Below are 14,594 nucleotides of genomic sequence, written 5' to 3' on the forward strand. Positions count from 1 at the left end.
CGCCGGATGGGCGGGCGTTTCAACGTGCTGGCGTAAGCTGGCTGCTTAGAACGTGCGCAACTGCAGGCAGTCGTCTTCTTTCTTGCGCATGGCCGTCTGGCTGAGCAAATCCTTATCAGCGTAGCCCAGCAGGTGGAGCACGCCGTGAATCATCACGCGGTGCAGCTCGTCGCGGAAGGAAACGCCGTGGGTTTGGGCATTCTCGCGAATACGCTCCACGGAAATAAAAATGTCCCCCTCAATGATGTCGGCGTCGTCGGCATTGTCGAAGGTGATGACGTCGGTATACGTGTCGTGGTCGAGGTACTCGACGTTTACCTTGTGCAGGTATTCATCGGAGCAGAAAATATAAGTGAGGTGCACGATTTCGTGTTCGTGCACTTTGGCAATCTTCTCAATCCAGGAAGTTAACTCCTCGGCGTCAGCCAAGGCAAAATCCACGTCTTCGACTACGAACTCAATGCCCAGCCGCTCGTGGTCGAAGTGGTCTTCGGCGAAGTCGTCGTGCTCGTTGGGGGGCAGCGTGCTCATGCCGCGGTGTGGTCAGAATCGGAGGAAGAAGTTTCAGTACCCGAGTTTTCGGGGGTGAGGAAAAACGTGAGCTGCACGTTGCGCCCGTCCTTGGAAAACTCTACCTCATCGGCCAGATGGCGGATCAGGAAGATGCCACGGCCCCCGGGGTTTTCGAGGTTTTCGGGCGCGGTAGGGTCAATCAGATTATTGAAGTCAAAGCCCTGGCCCTGATCTTCTACTTCAAACTTTACCCGGTTGGCATCGACCTCCAGGGAAAGGTGCACGTTTTTATCACGGTCAAACTTATTGCCGTGCCGAATGGCATTGTTCACCGCCTCCGTGACGGCCACCATGATGTTTCCGTAGATGTCGTCTTCGATGTGAAACGTATCCTTCGAGTTGTCGATGAAGCTTTCTACTACGCGAATGTTCTCGACGAGCGAAGGAATCTGAATCTTGACCTGTTTCATAAAAAAGGGAAAGGCGGCAAAGGCGGTAAAAATAGCAGAACGCTATTTCATTTTCTGAAAATATTCACTGACCTCACGCTGGTAGTAGGGCGTGAAGGCCGGCGGAACGGAACGGAGCACTTCCGTGGACTGATTTTTCTGCTGACGGTAACGGTTAAAAGCCGGGGGAAACACGGGTGGACGGTTTTCGGCGGCTTTTGCTTCCCGCTGCGTATCCTGGTCCCGCTCCCGGGCCGATTTCTCGGCTTCGAGCAGGCGAGTCAGGATTTGCTGCTGGCGCATCACCGTTTGCTCCGTTAGCCGCTTGTTTACGAGGTCCGTCTCCGTTTGTTCCATCATTTTTTTGACGTCGCCGAGGCCTCCGGCCCCCTGCTCACCTTTGCCCGGTTTCCCGCCCTGCTGCATCTTTTCGAGCTCTTTGAGGGCTTCGCGCATCATTTGCTGCTGGGCAGCTAGCTTAGCCAGCTCCTCCGATAAAGCCCGGCCGCTCTTGCCGCTTTGCTGCAGCTGCTGAATCTGCTGGTTGAGCTGCTGCTGCATCTTGCCCAGCTGCCCTTCGCCGGCCTGGCTGCCTTTTTTCTTTTTCCGGCCGGGCTTGCCCCCACCCTGCTGCTGGCTTTGGCTCTGGCGCTGCTGCTCCTGCATCTGCTGCAGGGCCGAGTTCAGCATCAGCGCCAGGTTGTTCATGCTCGTCATGGCCTGCTGCTGGCTGGCGGTGGCGCGGCCCACGTTGCGCTGCTGCAGCTGCGTGAGCGACTCATCCATGCGGCCGTTCATCTCGCTTACCTCGCGCGTTACGAAGCTCTGGAGCTGGAACACGCGCTTGGCCAGGGCGTAGAGCGAGTCCTGCACTACGCGGGCGTCGTCCTTGAGCTTGCGCTGCTGCTGGCCGAGTTGCACAAAGCGCGGGTCCTGCTGGTCTACCTGCCGGAAGTCTTTCATGAGGCCTTCCTGGTCGAAGGAGAGCTTGAGCAGGTTTTCGAGGATGTCGCGCAGGTCGTCGATGTTCTCCTGCTGCTCGTCCTGCTCTTCCTCGCTCATTTGCTGCTGCATCTTCTGGGCCATCTGCTGCATTTTCTGCGCGGCCTGCTTCTGGCTCTGGCTGGCTTTCTGGTTCTGGTTTTTGCCTAGCTGCTCCTGGCTTTGCTGCATCTGCTCGTCGACTTCCTGCTGCTGGTCCTTCATTTCGTCGGCCCCGTTCTGGTTGTCGAGCTGCTCATCCATTTTCTGCAGGTCCTTCAGGTTCTGCTGAATCTGGTCGAACTGCTGCTGCTTTTCCTGCTGCTCCTGCTTGAGCTGCTCATTTTTAGCTTTCTGCTCCTGGTTGCTGGCTTTGTTGTCGGGGTTCTGCTTGTCGTTCTGCTCGGTTTTCTCGGCCAGCTGCTGCTCTTCCTTGGCTAGCTGCTCCAGCTGTTTCAGGGTGGCTTCCTGCTTTTGCTCGAACTGCAGCTGCTTGAACATTTCGAGGGCACGCTCCAGCTCTTTCTGCAGGGTGTTTTCCTTGTTTTCGAGCTTTTGCATGAGCTGCTGCATTTCCAGCTGGTTCTGGTCCTGCTTCTGCTCCAGCAGCTTCTGCAGCTGGTCGTAGAGCTTCTTGGTTTCGGGGTCGAGCAGGGAGTCCATCAGCTTCTGCAGCTCCTGGGCCTTCTCTTTGAGCTCCTGACTTTTGGGGTCGAGCTGGTCCTGCTGCTGGTTGAGCTGCTCAAACATGCGGCGCACGTCCTGCATCTGCTCATCAAACTGCTGCTTTTGCTCCAGCATGTCCTGCAGCTGCTTGCGGTCCTGGAAGTTCAGGTCGCGCTTGGTTTTGAGCTTGTCTTCGGCCTTGGCCAGCTCCCGTTCCAGCTTCTTGCTTTGCTCCTGCGACTTGCTCAGCTGGCTTTGCACCGACGAAGCCTGGGCATTCAGCTGAGCCTGCTGCTCCCGCTTGGAAGGCACGCGGAACTCCACGGCGCGGGTGCGGACACTTTTCGGGCCGTGCACACCGTCGTTGTCCCACACCTGCAGAAAGTATTCCAGCCGGTCGCCGGGCTGCAGGCGCAGGCCGCGCAAATCCCACTGGTAGGCGTATACCTGGGCCGCACCGTGCTGCAGCGGAATAGCGCGGGTCTGGTAGGCGGCATTCGGCCGGGCTTTGGCACCCAGCACGCGGTAGTGCAGCTGCAGGCGCGAGAGGCCGTAGTCGTCGCGCACGGTCCCGCCCAGGGCCAGGTACTGCCGCGAAACGGTATCAGAAAAAGCTTCGAGCTTAATGTCCGGAACTTGGTCGGGAATGGCCGTGAGCTGGTACTCGATGGGGTCCCGGTTCAGGCTGGCGGCGTTGCGCAGGCGCACGGCGTAAGCCTGGGTGCGCATAATGCGGCGCGTGGCCTGAAACTGGCTGCCGCTGGCCTGCGCCGTCACCGTTTCGTCGGGGGCGCGAAACTGCAGCTCCAAGGCATCGGTAGCGGCCGTGCTGAACTCCCAGCGTAACGTACTGCCCTCGGGTACGGTGGCGTTGCCGGTGTTGCGGATGGTTTCGGCAGCTTTGCCGGTATAGGCCGGGTACGTGATGTGCAGGGCGAAGTCGCGCAGATCGGGCCGCTCGCGCACCGTCAGGGCGTAGCTATCCGAGGAGAAGCCAGCGGCGGCTAACTGAAAATCCACGTCGCGGCGCAGCTGCCGAAACTCGAAGGAGTACTTATTACCAGCTTCTTTGGTCAGGTGCCGCTCGTGGCCGTCGTATTGAATGGTAATGTCGTTGGGCAGGGCCTCGCCTTCCACGGCCACCTGCAGGCGGAAGTCTTCCCCTTTGAATGCCCGCAACGACTTATTCTCTACCACGAACCGAAACGGCGCCGGCGGCGCATATTTCTGCCGGTAGTTGAGGATGCGGCCCGTACCCTGCACAAACAAACTGGGATAAATCAGCAATACGGCCACGGCTACGGCGGCGGGCACGGCTACGTACTTCCACAAAGGCCGCGTCTGGGCCGGAATGTTTATGCCTTGGGCAAATTCGAGGCCCGTGAACTGGGCGGCTCGCTGTTCCAGGCTGGCCGCAATCAGGGCGTTTTCGCGGGCCTGGCCCTGCAGCTGCAGAGCGTTCAGCAGCTTGTCTTGTACCTGCGGAAACAGCTCCCCCACGCGCTGAGCGGCTTGTTCGTCGCTCAGCAGGCGGCGCAGGTTGGTGAGGGCAGCCAAGGGCTGCCAGATCCAGCGCACAAACGCGTACACGCCCAGCCCCAGAAATCCAAACAGCAGCCCGCCACGCACCCAGGTTGGCAGGTACAGAAAGTACTCCAGCAGGTTGAGCACCACGAACAGCGTGAGCAGCAGGCCACCAGCCACGAGGCCGCCGCGCACCAGCAAACTCAGGTAAAACTTGCGCTTAAAAGCTTCCAGCTGCGTGAGCACCTGCGCCAGCGCCGAGGAGCGGGCTGCAGGTGCCTTCGTCAGCCGGGGAGTTTCTTCCACCAGCATAAAAGAGGGCAATAAAGGGGAAAGCGGTGCAGAGGGGTCGGGCAGCAAGCTGCCGAACGGCACCGCCCCGTTAAATTTACGTCAGAACCCGCAGATACGCCGCAAAGATTCCCCAGCAACTACGGGGCAGAACTTAGCGGGCGGCGGATAGCTGCACGTAGGCCGGGCAATGGTCCGAATGCACCACATCGGCCAAAAGACCCGCCCCGGCCACGCGTGGTTGCAACGCATTGTCTACCAGGAGGTGGTCGAGGCGCCAGCCCACGTTGCGGGCCCGGGCACCGGCCCGGTACGTCCACCAGGAGTAGTGCCCGGGGGCGTCGCCGTGGATGTGACGGAAGGAGTCGGTGAAGCCATCGGCCAGAAACTCCCGGAACCACTGCCGCTCCTCGGGGGTGAAGCCGGGGGAGTTCTGGTTGGCTTTGGGATTGTGCAGGTCCAGCTCCCGCTGGCAGCAGTTGAAGTCCCCGCCAATAATGAGCGGGGGCGTACCGGCCGCTTGCAGCTCCTGCACGTAGCGCCGGAAAAAGTGCAGCCACTCTACCTTGAAAGCCTGCCGCTCGGGGCTGCTGGTGCCCGAAGGCATATACACGTTCAGCACCGAAAAGTCGTCGAAATCCAGGCGCAGCACGCGGCCTTCCAGGTCGTAGCAGTCGGTGCCGCAGCCTACTTCTACGTGGCGCGGTAGCTGACGCGTGAGCGTGGCTACACCGCTGTAGCCGGGTTTCTGAGCTGGGTGCTGGTACACGTGGTAGCCCAGTGCTTCCAGCCCGCTCACGTCCAGGGGCTCGCGCCCGGCCTTGATTTCCTGCAGACACAGCACGTCGGGTACCTCGGTCTGCACCCAGGCCAGCAGGCCCTTGCTCAGCGCCGACCGCAGCCCGTTGACGTTATAGCTGATGATTTTCAAATGGGGAGGAATGGTTAGGTGCTATTCTTGAAAAGGGCGATGCTGTTTGGCAACTGTCATGGCCAAGATTTGCACGTCATGACAGTTGCCAAACAGCATAACAACTTACCCGTTCAGTCGGTCCATTTCCTGGAAGTATTCCAGCATGTGCCACTTAAGCATGCGTTCCTGCTCCTTCAGGGTAGAAAACGGAACGGGTTTCACCAGCCGGAAATGGGGCCAGCCATCCTCATCCACGCGTTCCAGCTCGTAGTAGCCCGAGATGCTGAACAGGCGGCAGGTGGCAATGTGCATCAGGTCCTGCTTTTGCTCCTTGGTAAACGGGCCGGCCCCCTGCCCTAGCTCCTGCACGCCAATGAGCAGCAGCAGGGCGTTCAGGTCGGGCTTTTTGCCGAAGCGCTGGCGCAGGTCGTTCATCAGCTCCCACCAGCGCTGCTCAAACTGGGCTTCGGTTTCTTCAGGGTGCAGCATAGCTTAGGCGGTGTGCTCGGCGTGGGGCGGTGCCGGCGTAGCCGATTCCTGCTTGAGGGCTTCCCAGTACTCCACGGCGCGGCGGAAGTGCGGAATCACGATGCTGCCGCCGATGAGGTTAGCAATGGCGAAGACCTCGTAAATCTCCGTGTCGTTGATGCCCTCCTCGTGGCACTTACCCAGGTGGTACTTGATGCAGTCGTCGCAGCGCAGCACCATAGAGCAGGCCAGGCCAACTATTTCCTTAGTGCGCACGTCGAGGGCGCCTTCCTGGTAGGTGTTGGTATCGAGGTTGAAAAAACGCTTGATGACTTTGTTATCCGCCGCCATGATTTTTTCATTCATGCGCTGGCGGTAGTCGTTGAACTCAGAAACGAGGGACATATTAAGAAGGGGTGGAAACGGGAAATAATCGCAGCCGCAAAAGGCAATTGGCCGGCTGGGAATAGTAGACCCTAAAATTAGGCAGAAGTTTTGGCCAACCCTGATAATCCGGGCTTCACCCAGCTATCAGAATTGTTTCTTTCCTGCACCTCACCTGCTATCTTCCTGCTACTACGCTATTCTTCCCTACTGCTATGCCGCTACCCTCCGTTGTCGACGATTTTATCACGCTGCTATTCCCGCGGCAGTGTCTGGGCTGCTCGGGCGTGCTGGCCCGGGGCGAAGCGTTTATCTGCACCGACTGCCGGGCGCAGCTGCCCTACACCGATTATCATCGGCTGCCGGAAGCAGAAAACCCGCTGGCCCGTCGCTTCTGGGGCAAGGTGCCGGTGCAGCATGCTCTGAGCTACCTGCGCTTTCTGCGTCGGGGTCGGGTGCAGCATTTGCTGCACCAGCTTAAATACCAGAACCAGCCAGAGGTAGGCCGCGTCCTGGGGCACTGGTACGGTCACGAGCTTGCTCAGCACACTTCGCTAAGCGCAGACCTCGATTTGATTGTGCCCGTGCCGCTGCATCCGCGCAAGCTGGCCAAACGGGGCTACAACCAGTCCGATTCTTTTGCGGAGGGTCTGGCGGAAAGTTTGCAGCGCCCCTGGCAGGCCGAGGCCCTGCGCCGGGTGGAGCATACCAGTTCGCAAACCCGTAAAAACCGAATGCAGCGCTGGGAAAACGTAGCGGAGGTCTTCGAAGTAGTAAACCCGGCAGAAGTAACCGGCAAACATGTGCTGGTGGTGGATGATGTACTCACCACCGGGGCCACGCTGGAGGCCTGCGCGCTGGTAGTGTTGGCCGCCGGGGCCCGGACCGTGAGCATTGCCACCATCGCCTGCGCGGATAGATGAACCACGGATTCGCGCGGATTTTTCGGATTCCACGGATTTTGTAGGCGGTATGAAATTGTGGTCTGATGACGTTGAGCTTTGCCTTGTGCGTTTGTGCCATCCATTAGGTTTCGTGGGCGGCGTTGGGTCGCTTAAAGCCAAAAACAAAAGGGCTTGCCTCACGGCAAGCCCTTTTTAATCGTCTACAAAATCCGCGAAATCCGCGCGACTCCGTGGTTTACTTGTTCGAGCCAGCGTTAATCATGGCGCAACGGAAGCCGATGGCAGCCGTGGCGGAGTCTTCGGCCATGAAGCGGCGCGTACCCGGCGACAACCAGTAAGCTACGTCTTTCCACGAGCCGCCTTTGAACACGCGCACGTGGTCGTCAATCAGCGACTGGTAGCCTTTTTTGTCGTAACCTTCAGCTTTGTCGAGGAAGCCGTTACGACGGAAGGGGTTCAGATCTTCCTCGTCCTGGAAGGACAGCGGACGGTAGATGTCCTGCACCCACTCGTTCACGTTGCCCGACATGTTGTACAGGCCGTAGTCGTTTGGTGGGTAGGCATATACGTACTCCGTAATCATGGCGCCGTCGTTGAGGCTACCCGCAATACCGGCGTAGTCACCGCGGCCACGCTTGAAGTTGGCCAAGAACTGCCCCATCTTCTTGCCGTAGGGATTCCGCATCTGGCGACCATCCCATGGGTAGATGCGCTTGTTCTCCTGGTTTTCGTTGCCGGTTTCCTGGGTACCGATGAGGGCTTGCGCGGCGTATTCCCACTCAGCCTCGGTGGGCAGGCGGTAGTTCGGCAGGGTGTTGCCGTTTTCGATGGCAATCTTCGATTTGCCGGTGCCTTCAGCGCCTACAGCGGCATCAGCCGGAGCGTCGGCGTTTTTCTTCTTGCCGAAGAGTCCGCCGCCTTTCTTTTTGCCGCCGCCATCTTCGATGTCACCTTCACCAGCCAGCTTCTCGTTCACCTTGGCCGTGCGCCAGGTGCAATAGTCGTTGGCCTGCAGCCAGCTTACCCCCACTACTGGGAAGTAGCGGAAACCGGGGTAACGCAGGTAGTAATCCACGTAAGGGTCGTTGAACGACAGCTCCCGGGCCCAAACAGTGGTATCGGGCAAAGCCGACTGATAAAACTCCTCAGCCGAGTCTTTGCGGACAAAATGCAAATACTCCAGCCAGTGGATGTTGGCCACTTCGGCTTCGTCCATGTAGAACGAAGCAATGGTAACCGTGCGCTCCACGTTGTCGCGGGTCATGGCTACATCTTCCTCGGAAGAGCCCAGCACAGTACGGCCACCTTCGATGAATACCAAGCCAGGTCCTTCGGGAATGCCTTGATAGTCAGCAACCTTCATGCCCTGCTCGGTATTATATTCCAGGCCGGTAGTAGAGCTATACTTGCCGGGTTTGGTGCTGGTAGGAGGTCCTTGTTTACAGGACGCCAGCGCTAGGGTGCCCACAGCAGCGTAGCATAGGTATTTAGCGAGGTTCATACGGTAGACGAAATTACCTGAGAGGAAAAGCGTTAGTGAAGGCAATTTGAATGCAATAATACAAAAACTCAAAAGTAAGGACAAGGAACTAACCGGTAATTTTTCCGGCTTATTCGCCGACGGGCCGCTGCCAGCACATCTACCTGTTCTAAAGTCAGTACAATTTCGTGGGCGCCGCCTGCTCCCAACTTCCGCCGGCCAAGTTCCGCATCGTAGCTGTAGCCCACCCGAAACCCCGGCATTTGCACACCGACGATGGTGGTGAGAACAGCCGCAGGCCTGGGTGCGCCGGGCAAAGGAATGCCCCGGTACACCAGCCCCACCGTGAGCGGCGTGATGGTACCGTAGATACCAGCTTCGGCCCGCTGGCTACGGCCCTGGCGGGTGTAGGCAAGCGTGGGCGAAATGCTGGCTTCGCGGTAGTGCTGTTTAACGGTAGTTTCGGAGAAAAAGTGCTTTACTCCAGTGGTAAAAGTGAACCGCGTGGGCAAGGTTCCGGCAGCCTGAGTTCCCAGATTGGGGCGGTTGAGGTGGTAGGTGCTTAGCCCCACCCAGGCGTTTTTGGTGTAAAGCAGTCCTCCCAGGCCCACGCTCAGGTAGTGCACCGGGTCGAAAGGCACGGCTTCGGACGTGGGGCCGGTCGTAATTCCTTCGTCGGATAGTTGGTCGCCAAACACCAGGTTACTGTAGCTAATGCGTTGATTGCCATATGTAACCTGCGCGCCCCCACTCAGGTATACGCCGGCCGACAGGCGGGCATGGTAGGCATACAGCGCCGCCGCCTCCAGCCGGGTGTAGCCGATAGCGCCCAACCGGTCAAGATTCAAAACCACTCCAACGGCGCTACGCTGCTCGTTGAAGCGGTAGTCGGCGCCGAGGTGGGAGCTTTGGAACGAGCCAGCCAGGGAGGGGAACTGGTCGCGGTAGGCCAGCGTAATGCCGTAGTCGTGCTGGAGGCCCGTGAAAGCCGGGTTCAGCTGCAAACGGGTAGCGTAGGGCTGCGAAAAATACAAGTCCTGGGCCCCGGCCGATGCAACGCTAGCCGCCCATAAGCTCATCGTAGCCAGGAGCAGGCGCAGGCAAAGCATCGGGGGCAGTGGCATCATGGGCCATTCTAACGGCATTGGGCCTGATTTTGGTGTACGCGCCAGTGGCCGGCGGCTCGAAAATGGGGAAATCCCGGCATCTTTACCGGGTCGGGCGCCCCGCTTACGTACCTATACCAGCTCCCGATTCGTTTTGAGTTTTCTTTTTCAGCTGTACGGTTATGCGAAAAGTTCTTTTAGGAGCGCTGATTTTTCTGGTCGTGCTGGTGGCCGCGGTGGCCCTGGCTCCGGTTCTGTTCAAAGACAAAATAAAGCAGGCCCTCGATAAGCAACTGGCCCAGCGGGTGGCCGCGAAAGTGGAGTACAACCCCGACAATGTGAGTCTGAGTTTGCTCCGCTCCTTCCCCGATCTGTCCCTGGGCATCGATGGGTTGCGCATCATCGGGCAGGATTCGTTTTCGCGCGACACGCTGGCCTTTCTACCCTCCTTCCGGGTGGGGCTGGACTTGATGAGCGTGGTGCGGGGCGATGAAATCAAGATCAAAACCATCCAGCTCGACCAGCCCGACCTGAGTTTGCGGGTGCTGAAAAGCGGCCGGGCCAACTGGGACATTTTCCTTTCCGACTCGGCGGCCGCGGCCAAGGGCCAGGACACCAGCCAGGTGCGGGTGGCTATTAAGGGCTGGGAAATCAACGGGGGCAAGCTGCGCTACGAAGACCTGACCATTCCGTTTGCCATGCAGCTGCGCGGCATCGACCACACCGGCTCCGGCGACTTCGAGCAGAACGTGTTCGACATGGTCAGCCAAACTACGGCCCAGAGCTTTTCCATGCAGTTCGACGGTACCGAGTACGTGACCAACAAAAAGCTGACCGGCGACGTGACCCTAGCCATGGACCTGGGCAAGATGCTGTTCACCTTCAAAGACAACAAGGTGCAGCTGAACGACTTTCCGGCCACCTTCCAGGGCGCCATCGGCCTGCCCAACGACACGGATATCACCTACGACCTCACCTTCAAAGCCCTCGAAACCGACTTCAAGAACATCCTGAGCTTGGTGCCGGGCGCCTATAACGAGCAGTTCAAGGACATGGAGGCCACCGGCAAAGTGGCTTTCGATGGCTACTTCAAGGGCGTGCAGAACGAGGTGAAGATGCCGGGTTACGGCGTCAACCTGCAAGTGAAGAATGGCACTTTCCACTACCCGCAGCTGCCCCAGGAGGCCCGCAACATCAACGTGGACATGCAGGTAGACAACCCCTCGGGCTTTACCAATAACGTGAAGGTGAACGTGAAGCAGTTTCACCTGGACCTGGGCAAAAATCCCATTGACGGCAACGTGCTGATTGACGGGCTGGAGCCGATGAAAGTGGACGGGCGCGTGAAAGCCAACGTGGACCTGGCCGAGATGATGAAAGTATACCCCGTGCAGGATTTGCTGCTGCGTGGTTTGCTGGCCGTAGATGCCACTGCCAAGGGCACCTACTCCAAAACCCAGATGCCCGTGACCCAGGCGGCCCTGCGCCTCACCAACGGCTACGTGAAAAGCAAGCAGTTCCCGGCCCCCATCGAGAACCTGACCCTAAACGGCACCGTGACCAACACTACCGGCCAGGTAAACGACACGCGCATCAACATTCCGCAGTTTCGGATGCTGCTGGACGGGGAGCCGCTGGAAGGCCGCGTAGCCGCCCAGAACCTCGAAAAGCCCGTATTTGACGCCGACGTAAAAGGCATTATCGACCTGACCAAAATCACCAAGATCTTCCCCCTGGAAGGCATGACGGTGACGGGCCGCCTGAACGGCAACGTGGCCGCCAAGGGCAACATGGCCGATGTGGAAGCCGGCCGCTATCAGAACATTGTGGCCTCGGGCACGGTGCAGGCCAAAAATGTAACCTACAAAAGCACCGACCTGCCCCAGGGCGTGAAAGTCACCCAGGCCACGGCTACGTTCAACAACGCCAACATCGTACTGAAAGACATGCAGGGCTTCGTGGGCTCGTCGGACATTGCGGCTTCGGGCACCATCAGCAACTACATGGGCTACCTGTTCACGCCCGGCCAGCCCCTGCGCGGCAACCTCACAGTTAACTCTAAGCGCTTTAACGTGAACGAGTGGATGGTGGACGAGGTAACGGCCAAGCCCACCGCCACGGCCAAAACCGTCGCTCCCGCCGAGGCCCAGGGCGTGCTCCAGATTCCCAAATTCTTCGACCTGACCCTGAACTCCAACGTGGGCGAGGTGCAGTACGACAACCTCAAGCTCCAGGACGTGAAAGGCACCGTGGTGGTGCGCGACGAAGCCGCCCGCATGGACGGCCTGACGTTTAATACCCTAGGCGGGGCCTTTGCCACCAACGGCTCCTACAGCAGCAAGGACCTGCAGCACCCTAAGTTCAACTTCGGGCTGAACATCAAAAACCTGAATTTCCAGAATGCTTTCCGGGCGTTTGAGTCGGTGAAGAAGTTTGTGCCGCTGGCCTCGCAGGTAGAAGGCATTTTCTCCACCAACTTCAACGTGAGCGGGGAAATGGGACAGGATATGCTGCCCGTGTACAGCTCCCTCACCGGCAAGGGCGTGTTCGAGGTGGTGCGGGCCGCCGTGGGCAACTCCGGCGTGCTCAACAAAGTGAGTAACCTCACCCAGCTGAATGAGCTGAAGAAGTTCGTGGTGGAAAACAAAGACGTGGCGGCCGAGATGCTGAACGGCAACTTCATCGTGAAGCCCTTCGACTTTACGGTGGGCCAGATCAAAACCACCGTGGGTGGCTCCAGCAACGTAAATGGCAGCCTGGAATACGTGATGGCGCTGGACGTGCCCACGGGTAAAGTCGGCAACGCCCTCAACGCCAAGCTCACCCAGCTCAGCGGCGTGCAGGACATCAAAGGCACGGAGCGCGTGACCATGGGCCTGAAAATAGGCGGCAGCCTCACCAACCCCGACGTGAAGCTAACCACTGCCGGCGCCAAAGCCCAGGCCAAGGACCTGGCCAAAAACCTGGTGACGAGCGTGGTGCAAAGCAAGGTAGACGATGCCAAGCTCAAGCTAGCTTCTAAGGCCAAAGTAGCCCAGGACAGCCTGCAGAAGGAAGCCCAACGCAAGCAGCAGGAGCTGGCCGACAAGGCCCGCCTGGAACTGGAAAAGAAGCGCCAGGAAACCCAGACCAAAATCCAGGACAAGGCCAAGGATAAGCTCAACGGTATTCTATTCGGCAAAAAGCCCAAAGCCCCCGCCCCGGAACCGGCCAAAGCTGACACCACCAAACCATAGGACAAAAACCCATACAATAGGAATCATCCAAGCCCCGTTGATGTCTGTACGGTACGTTAATTGCTTGGCATTCTACGCTCCTTAATCAGTCGTTTTTCTTCAATTTCCCCTTTCTATGAAATTTCTTCGTTTTCTTCCTTTAGCGCTGGCCAGCCTGGTTTTCACGGGCTGCAACGACAAGGATAATGCCTCTGATGCCGCGGGCATCCAGGTACTGCTCATTGATGCCCCCGGCGACTACAAAGCCGTGAACATTGATCTGCAGAAAGTACAGGTAAACGCTACCGACGCCGCTGGTGAAGAAGGTTGGCAGGACCTCAACGTGACAGCCGGTAAATACGACCTGCTTAAGTTGGTAAATGGCACCTATGCACCAATTGTTGCCGGTCAAAACTTTCCGGCTGGCCGCATCCAGCAGATTCGACTGGTACTCGGCCCTAACAACACGCTGACACTGAAAGATGGAACCACGGTAGACCTGACAGTGCCCAGCGGCCAGACTTCGGGCCTGAAAGTCAACGTGGATGAGGATTTGAAAGCCGGTATATCTTACTCATTCGTGCTGGACTTCGACGTGGCTAAATCAGTGGTAGCCCGCGGCAATGGTCAGTACAACCTCAAGCCCGTTATTCGGGCCGTACCGTTTGCCGTAGCTGGTACCATCAAAGGCATGGTAATGCCTATTGCGGCCAAGCCTCAGGTAATGGCTATTCGTACCGACGTAGCCAATGGTGATACCATTAACACCTACACCGACGCCAATGGAGCTTTCCAGCTTTTCGGCGTTAAGGCGGGTACGTACCGCGTAGAGTTTAAAGCCGCTGCTCCTTACAAAGACTCGCAGAAGGATAACGTTTCGGTAGTAGCCGATAACGTTACCAATCTAGGCGTCATCACCCTCACGGAATAGCCCGACATCATCTTGGGCATAGAAAAGCCTCCCGCTATTAGCGGGAGGCTTTTTGTTTTTATAAAAGTACGCTTAGCCCAACTGCCGGATTAGCGCCAGTAGCTCTGCCTGGGTAGTGCGGGTTTTGTCTTTGGCGTACCAGGCGTGCACCTGCTCGGCGTAGGCTTCATGGGAAAGTCCCTGGCCTTTCAACTCCAGAAACAGGGCCTGCGCCGGAGCTGGGCGGGGTCCCCACTGGGCTACTTCCTCTAGGGTAACGGCATCAAGCATAATAAGCTTGGGAATGGCCCGGCCGCCATTGGTAAGATAGCGGTCCATGAGGTCCAGGTTTTCGTCGCGCAACAGGTAGCGGGTGGCGAGTTGGCCTTGGCTGGCCTGCGCTACGGCTTCCAGCGTCGGCACAATCTGGGCCGCGTCGCCGCACCAGCCCTCCGTGAGCACCAGCCATACATAGGGGCGCGCCAGCTCCTGCGCGGCTACCAGTAGCTCCGGCAGCACCTGTACGGTCTTATCTATCCGCTCCATGCGCTGCACGTTCAGGCGACCGTAGTGCGTGAGGGCCTCCGACTGATTTGGACCAGTCGTAAGCCCTTGAGCCAGCAGCTCGTTGATGAGCTGACGGTAGGCCGGGTAGGAATACGCCGCGCTTAGGCGCTCAGCAGAAAGAACAGGCAGAGCCATAAGAGAAAATTTCAGAAGGTAGAATGAAGCACAAAAAACCCTTTCCGGCAGCAGATGTTTGCGCCGAAAAGGGTTTACGGAAAGCGG

The 14,594-nt window shown here is 58.4% G+C and carries 12 protein-coding genes; 3 read left to right on the forward strand and 9 right to left on the reverse strand.

Annotated features, from left to right (window positions below):
* Nucleotides 1-45 precede the first annotated feature (45 nt).
* The 6 genes from ybeY to HER32_RS10375 form a co-directional block, all read right to left on the reverse strand.
* Complete coding sequence (ybeY, locus tag HER32_RS10350; protein WP_168681812.1) at nucleotides 46-531, reverse strand: rRNA maturation RNase YbeY; 486 nt, start codon at nucleotides 529-531, stop codon at nucleotides 46-48.
* Nucleotides 528-983: an ATP-binding protein gene (locus HER32_RS10355; protein ID WP_168681813.1), complete on the reverse strand. Its 456-nt coding sequence runs from the start codon at nucleotides 981-983 to the stop codon at nucleotides 528-530. The genes ybeY and HER32_RS10355 overlap by 4 nt, the downstream gene beginning before the upstream one ends.
* 42 nt (nucleotides 984-1,025) lie before the next feature.
* Nucleotides 1,026-4,445, reverse strand: a complete 3,420-nt coding sequence (locus HER32_RS10360; protein ID WP_168681814.1) for a DUF4175 family protein — start codon at nucleotides 4,443-4,445, stop codon at nucleotides 1,026-1,028.
* A gap of 133 nt (nucleotides 4,446-4,578) precedes the next feature.
* Nucleotides 4,579-5,355 carry an exodeoxyribonuclease III gene (locus HER32_RS10365; RefSeq protein ID WP_168681815.1) on the reverse strand — a complete coding sequence of 259 codons (777 nt, stop codon included), beginning with the start codon at nucleotides 5,353-5,355 and terminating at the stop codon, nucleotides 4,579-4,581.
* A 105-nt stretch (nucleotides 5,356-5,460) separates the two neighbouring features.
* Entirely contained in the window at nucleotides 5,461-5,826 is a 366-nt protein-coding gene (locus tag HER32_RS10370) for a hypothetical protein (RefSeq protein ID WP_168681816.1), read from the reverse strand.
* 3 nt (nucleotides 5,827-5,829) lie between these two features.
* Nucleotides 5,830-6,210 (reverse strand): carboxymuconolactone decarboxylase family protein, encoded by a 381-nt coding sequence (locus HER32_RS10375; protein WP_168681817.1) that lies wholly within the window; start codon nucleotides 6,208-6,210, stop codon nucleotides 5,830-5,832.
* A 194-nt stretch (nucleotides 6,211-6,404) separates the two neighbouring features.
* Between HER32_RS10375 and HER32_RS10380 the strand changes: the two genes are divergently transcribed.
* On the forward strand, nucleotides 6,405-7,112 hold the full coding sequence (locus tag HER32_RS10380; RefSeq protein WP_168681818.1) for a ComF family protein: 708 nt from the start codon (nucleotides 6,405-6,407) through the stop codon (nucleotides 7,110-7,112).
* Between the two features lie 217 nt (nucleotides 7,113-7,329).
* Here HER32_RS10380 and HER32_RS10385 read toward each other — a convergent pair whose 3' ends face one another.
* The gene (locus HER32_RS10385; protein WP_149070274.1) at nucleotides 7,330-8,595 is read right to left on the reverse strand and encodes an SUMF1/EgtB/PvdO family nonheme iron enzyme; all 1,266 of its coding nucleotides are present in this window, start codon (nucleotides 8,593-8,595) and stop codon (nucleotides 7,330-7,332) included.
* A 68-nt stretch (nucleotides 8,596-8,663) separates the two neighbouring features.
* Nucleotides 8,664-9,701, reverse strand: coding sequence for a PorP/SprF family type IX secretion system membrane protein (locus HER32_RS10390; RefSeq protein ID WP_168681819.1), 1,038 nt, complete (start codon nucleotides 9,699-9,701; stop codon nucleotides 8,664-8,666).
* Nucleotides 9,702-9,862: 161 nt separating this feature from the next.
* Here HER32_RS10390 and HER32_RS10395 point away from each other — a divergent pair, with 161 nt between their 5' ends.
* Together HER32_RS10395 and HER32_RS10400 are read left to right on the forward strand one after the other, a co-directional pair.
* On the forward strand, nucleotides 9,863-12,916 hold the full coding sequence (locus HER32_RS10395; RefSeq protein ID WP_168681820.1) for an AsmA-like C-terminal region-containing protein: 3,054 nt from the start codon (nucleotides 9,863-9,865) through the stop codon (nucleotides 12,914-12,916).
* Between the two features lie 115 nt (nucleotides 12,917-13,031).
* Entirely contained in the window at nucleotides 13,032-13,826 is a 795-nt protein-coding gene (locus tag HER32_RS10400) for a DUF4382 domain-containing protein (protein WP_168681821.1), read from the forward strand.
* Between the two features lie 72 nt (nucleotides 13,827-13,898).
* Here HER32_RS10400 and HER32_RS10405 read toward each other — a convergent pair whose 3' ends face one another.
* Nucleotides 13,899-14,507 (reverse strand): thioredoxin family protein, encoded by a 609-nt coding sequence (locus HER32_RS10405; protein ID WP_168681822.1) that lies wholly within the window; start codon nucleotides 14,505-14,507, stop codon nucleotides 13,899-13,901.
* Nucleotides 14,508-14,594 lie beyond the last annotated feature (87 nt).

The organism is Hymenobacter sp. BT18 (assembly GCF_012273015.1).
Classification (GTDB): domain Bacteria; phylum Bacteroidota; class Bacteroidia; order Cytophagales; family Hymenobacteraceae; genus Hymenobacter; species Hymenobacter lutimineralis.

Bases quoted from the DNA above. Each gene is read 5' to 3' on its own strand.
- ybeY (WP_168681812.1), bottom strand. From the start codon at position 531: ATGAGCACGCTGCCCCCCAACGAGCACGACGACTTCGCCGAAGACCAC.
- HER32_RS10355 (WP_168681813.1), bottom strand. From the start codon at position 983: ATGAAACAGGTCAAGATTCAGATTCCTTCGCTCGTCGAGAACATTCGC.
- HER32_RS10360 (WP_168681814.1), bottom strand. From the start codon at position 4,445: ATGCTGGTGGAAGAAACTCCCCGGCTGACGAAGGCACCTGCAGCCCGC.
- HER32_RS10370 (WP_168681816.1), bottom strand. From the start codon at position 5,826: ATGCTGCACCCTGAAGAAACCGAAGCCCAGTTTGAGCAGCGCTGGTGG.
- HER32_RS10375 (WP_168681817.1), bottom strand. From the start codon at position 6,210: ATGTCCCTCGTTTCTGAGTTCAACGACTACCGCCAGCGCATGAATGAA.
- HER32_RS10380 (WP_168681818.1), top strand. From the start codon at position 6,405: ATGCCGCTACCCTCCGTTGTCGACGATTTTATCACGCTGCTATTCCCG.
- HER32_RS10385 (WP_149070274.1), bottom strand. From the start codon at position 8,595: ATGAACCTCGCTAAATACCTATGCTACGCTGCTGTGGGCACCCTAGCG.
- HER32_RS10390 (WP_168681819.1), bottom strand. From the start codon at position 9,701: ATGATGCCACTGCCCCCGATGCTTTGCCTGCGCCTGCTCCTGGCTACG.
- HER32_RS10395 (WP_168681820.1), top strand. From the start codon at position 9,863: ATGCGAAAAGTTCTTTTAGGAGCGCTGATTTTTCTGGTCGTGCTGGTG.
- HER32_RS10400 (WP_168681821.1), top strand. From the start codon at position 13,032: ATGAAATTTCTTCGTTTTCTTCCTTTAGCGCTGGCCAGCCTGGTTTTC.
- HER32_RS10405 (WP_168681822.1), bottom strand. From the start codon at position 14,507: ATGGCTCTGCCTGTTCTTTCTGCTGAGCGCCTAAGCGCGGCGTATTCC.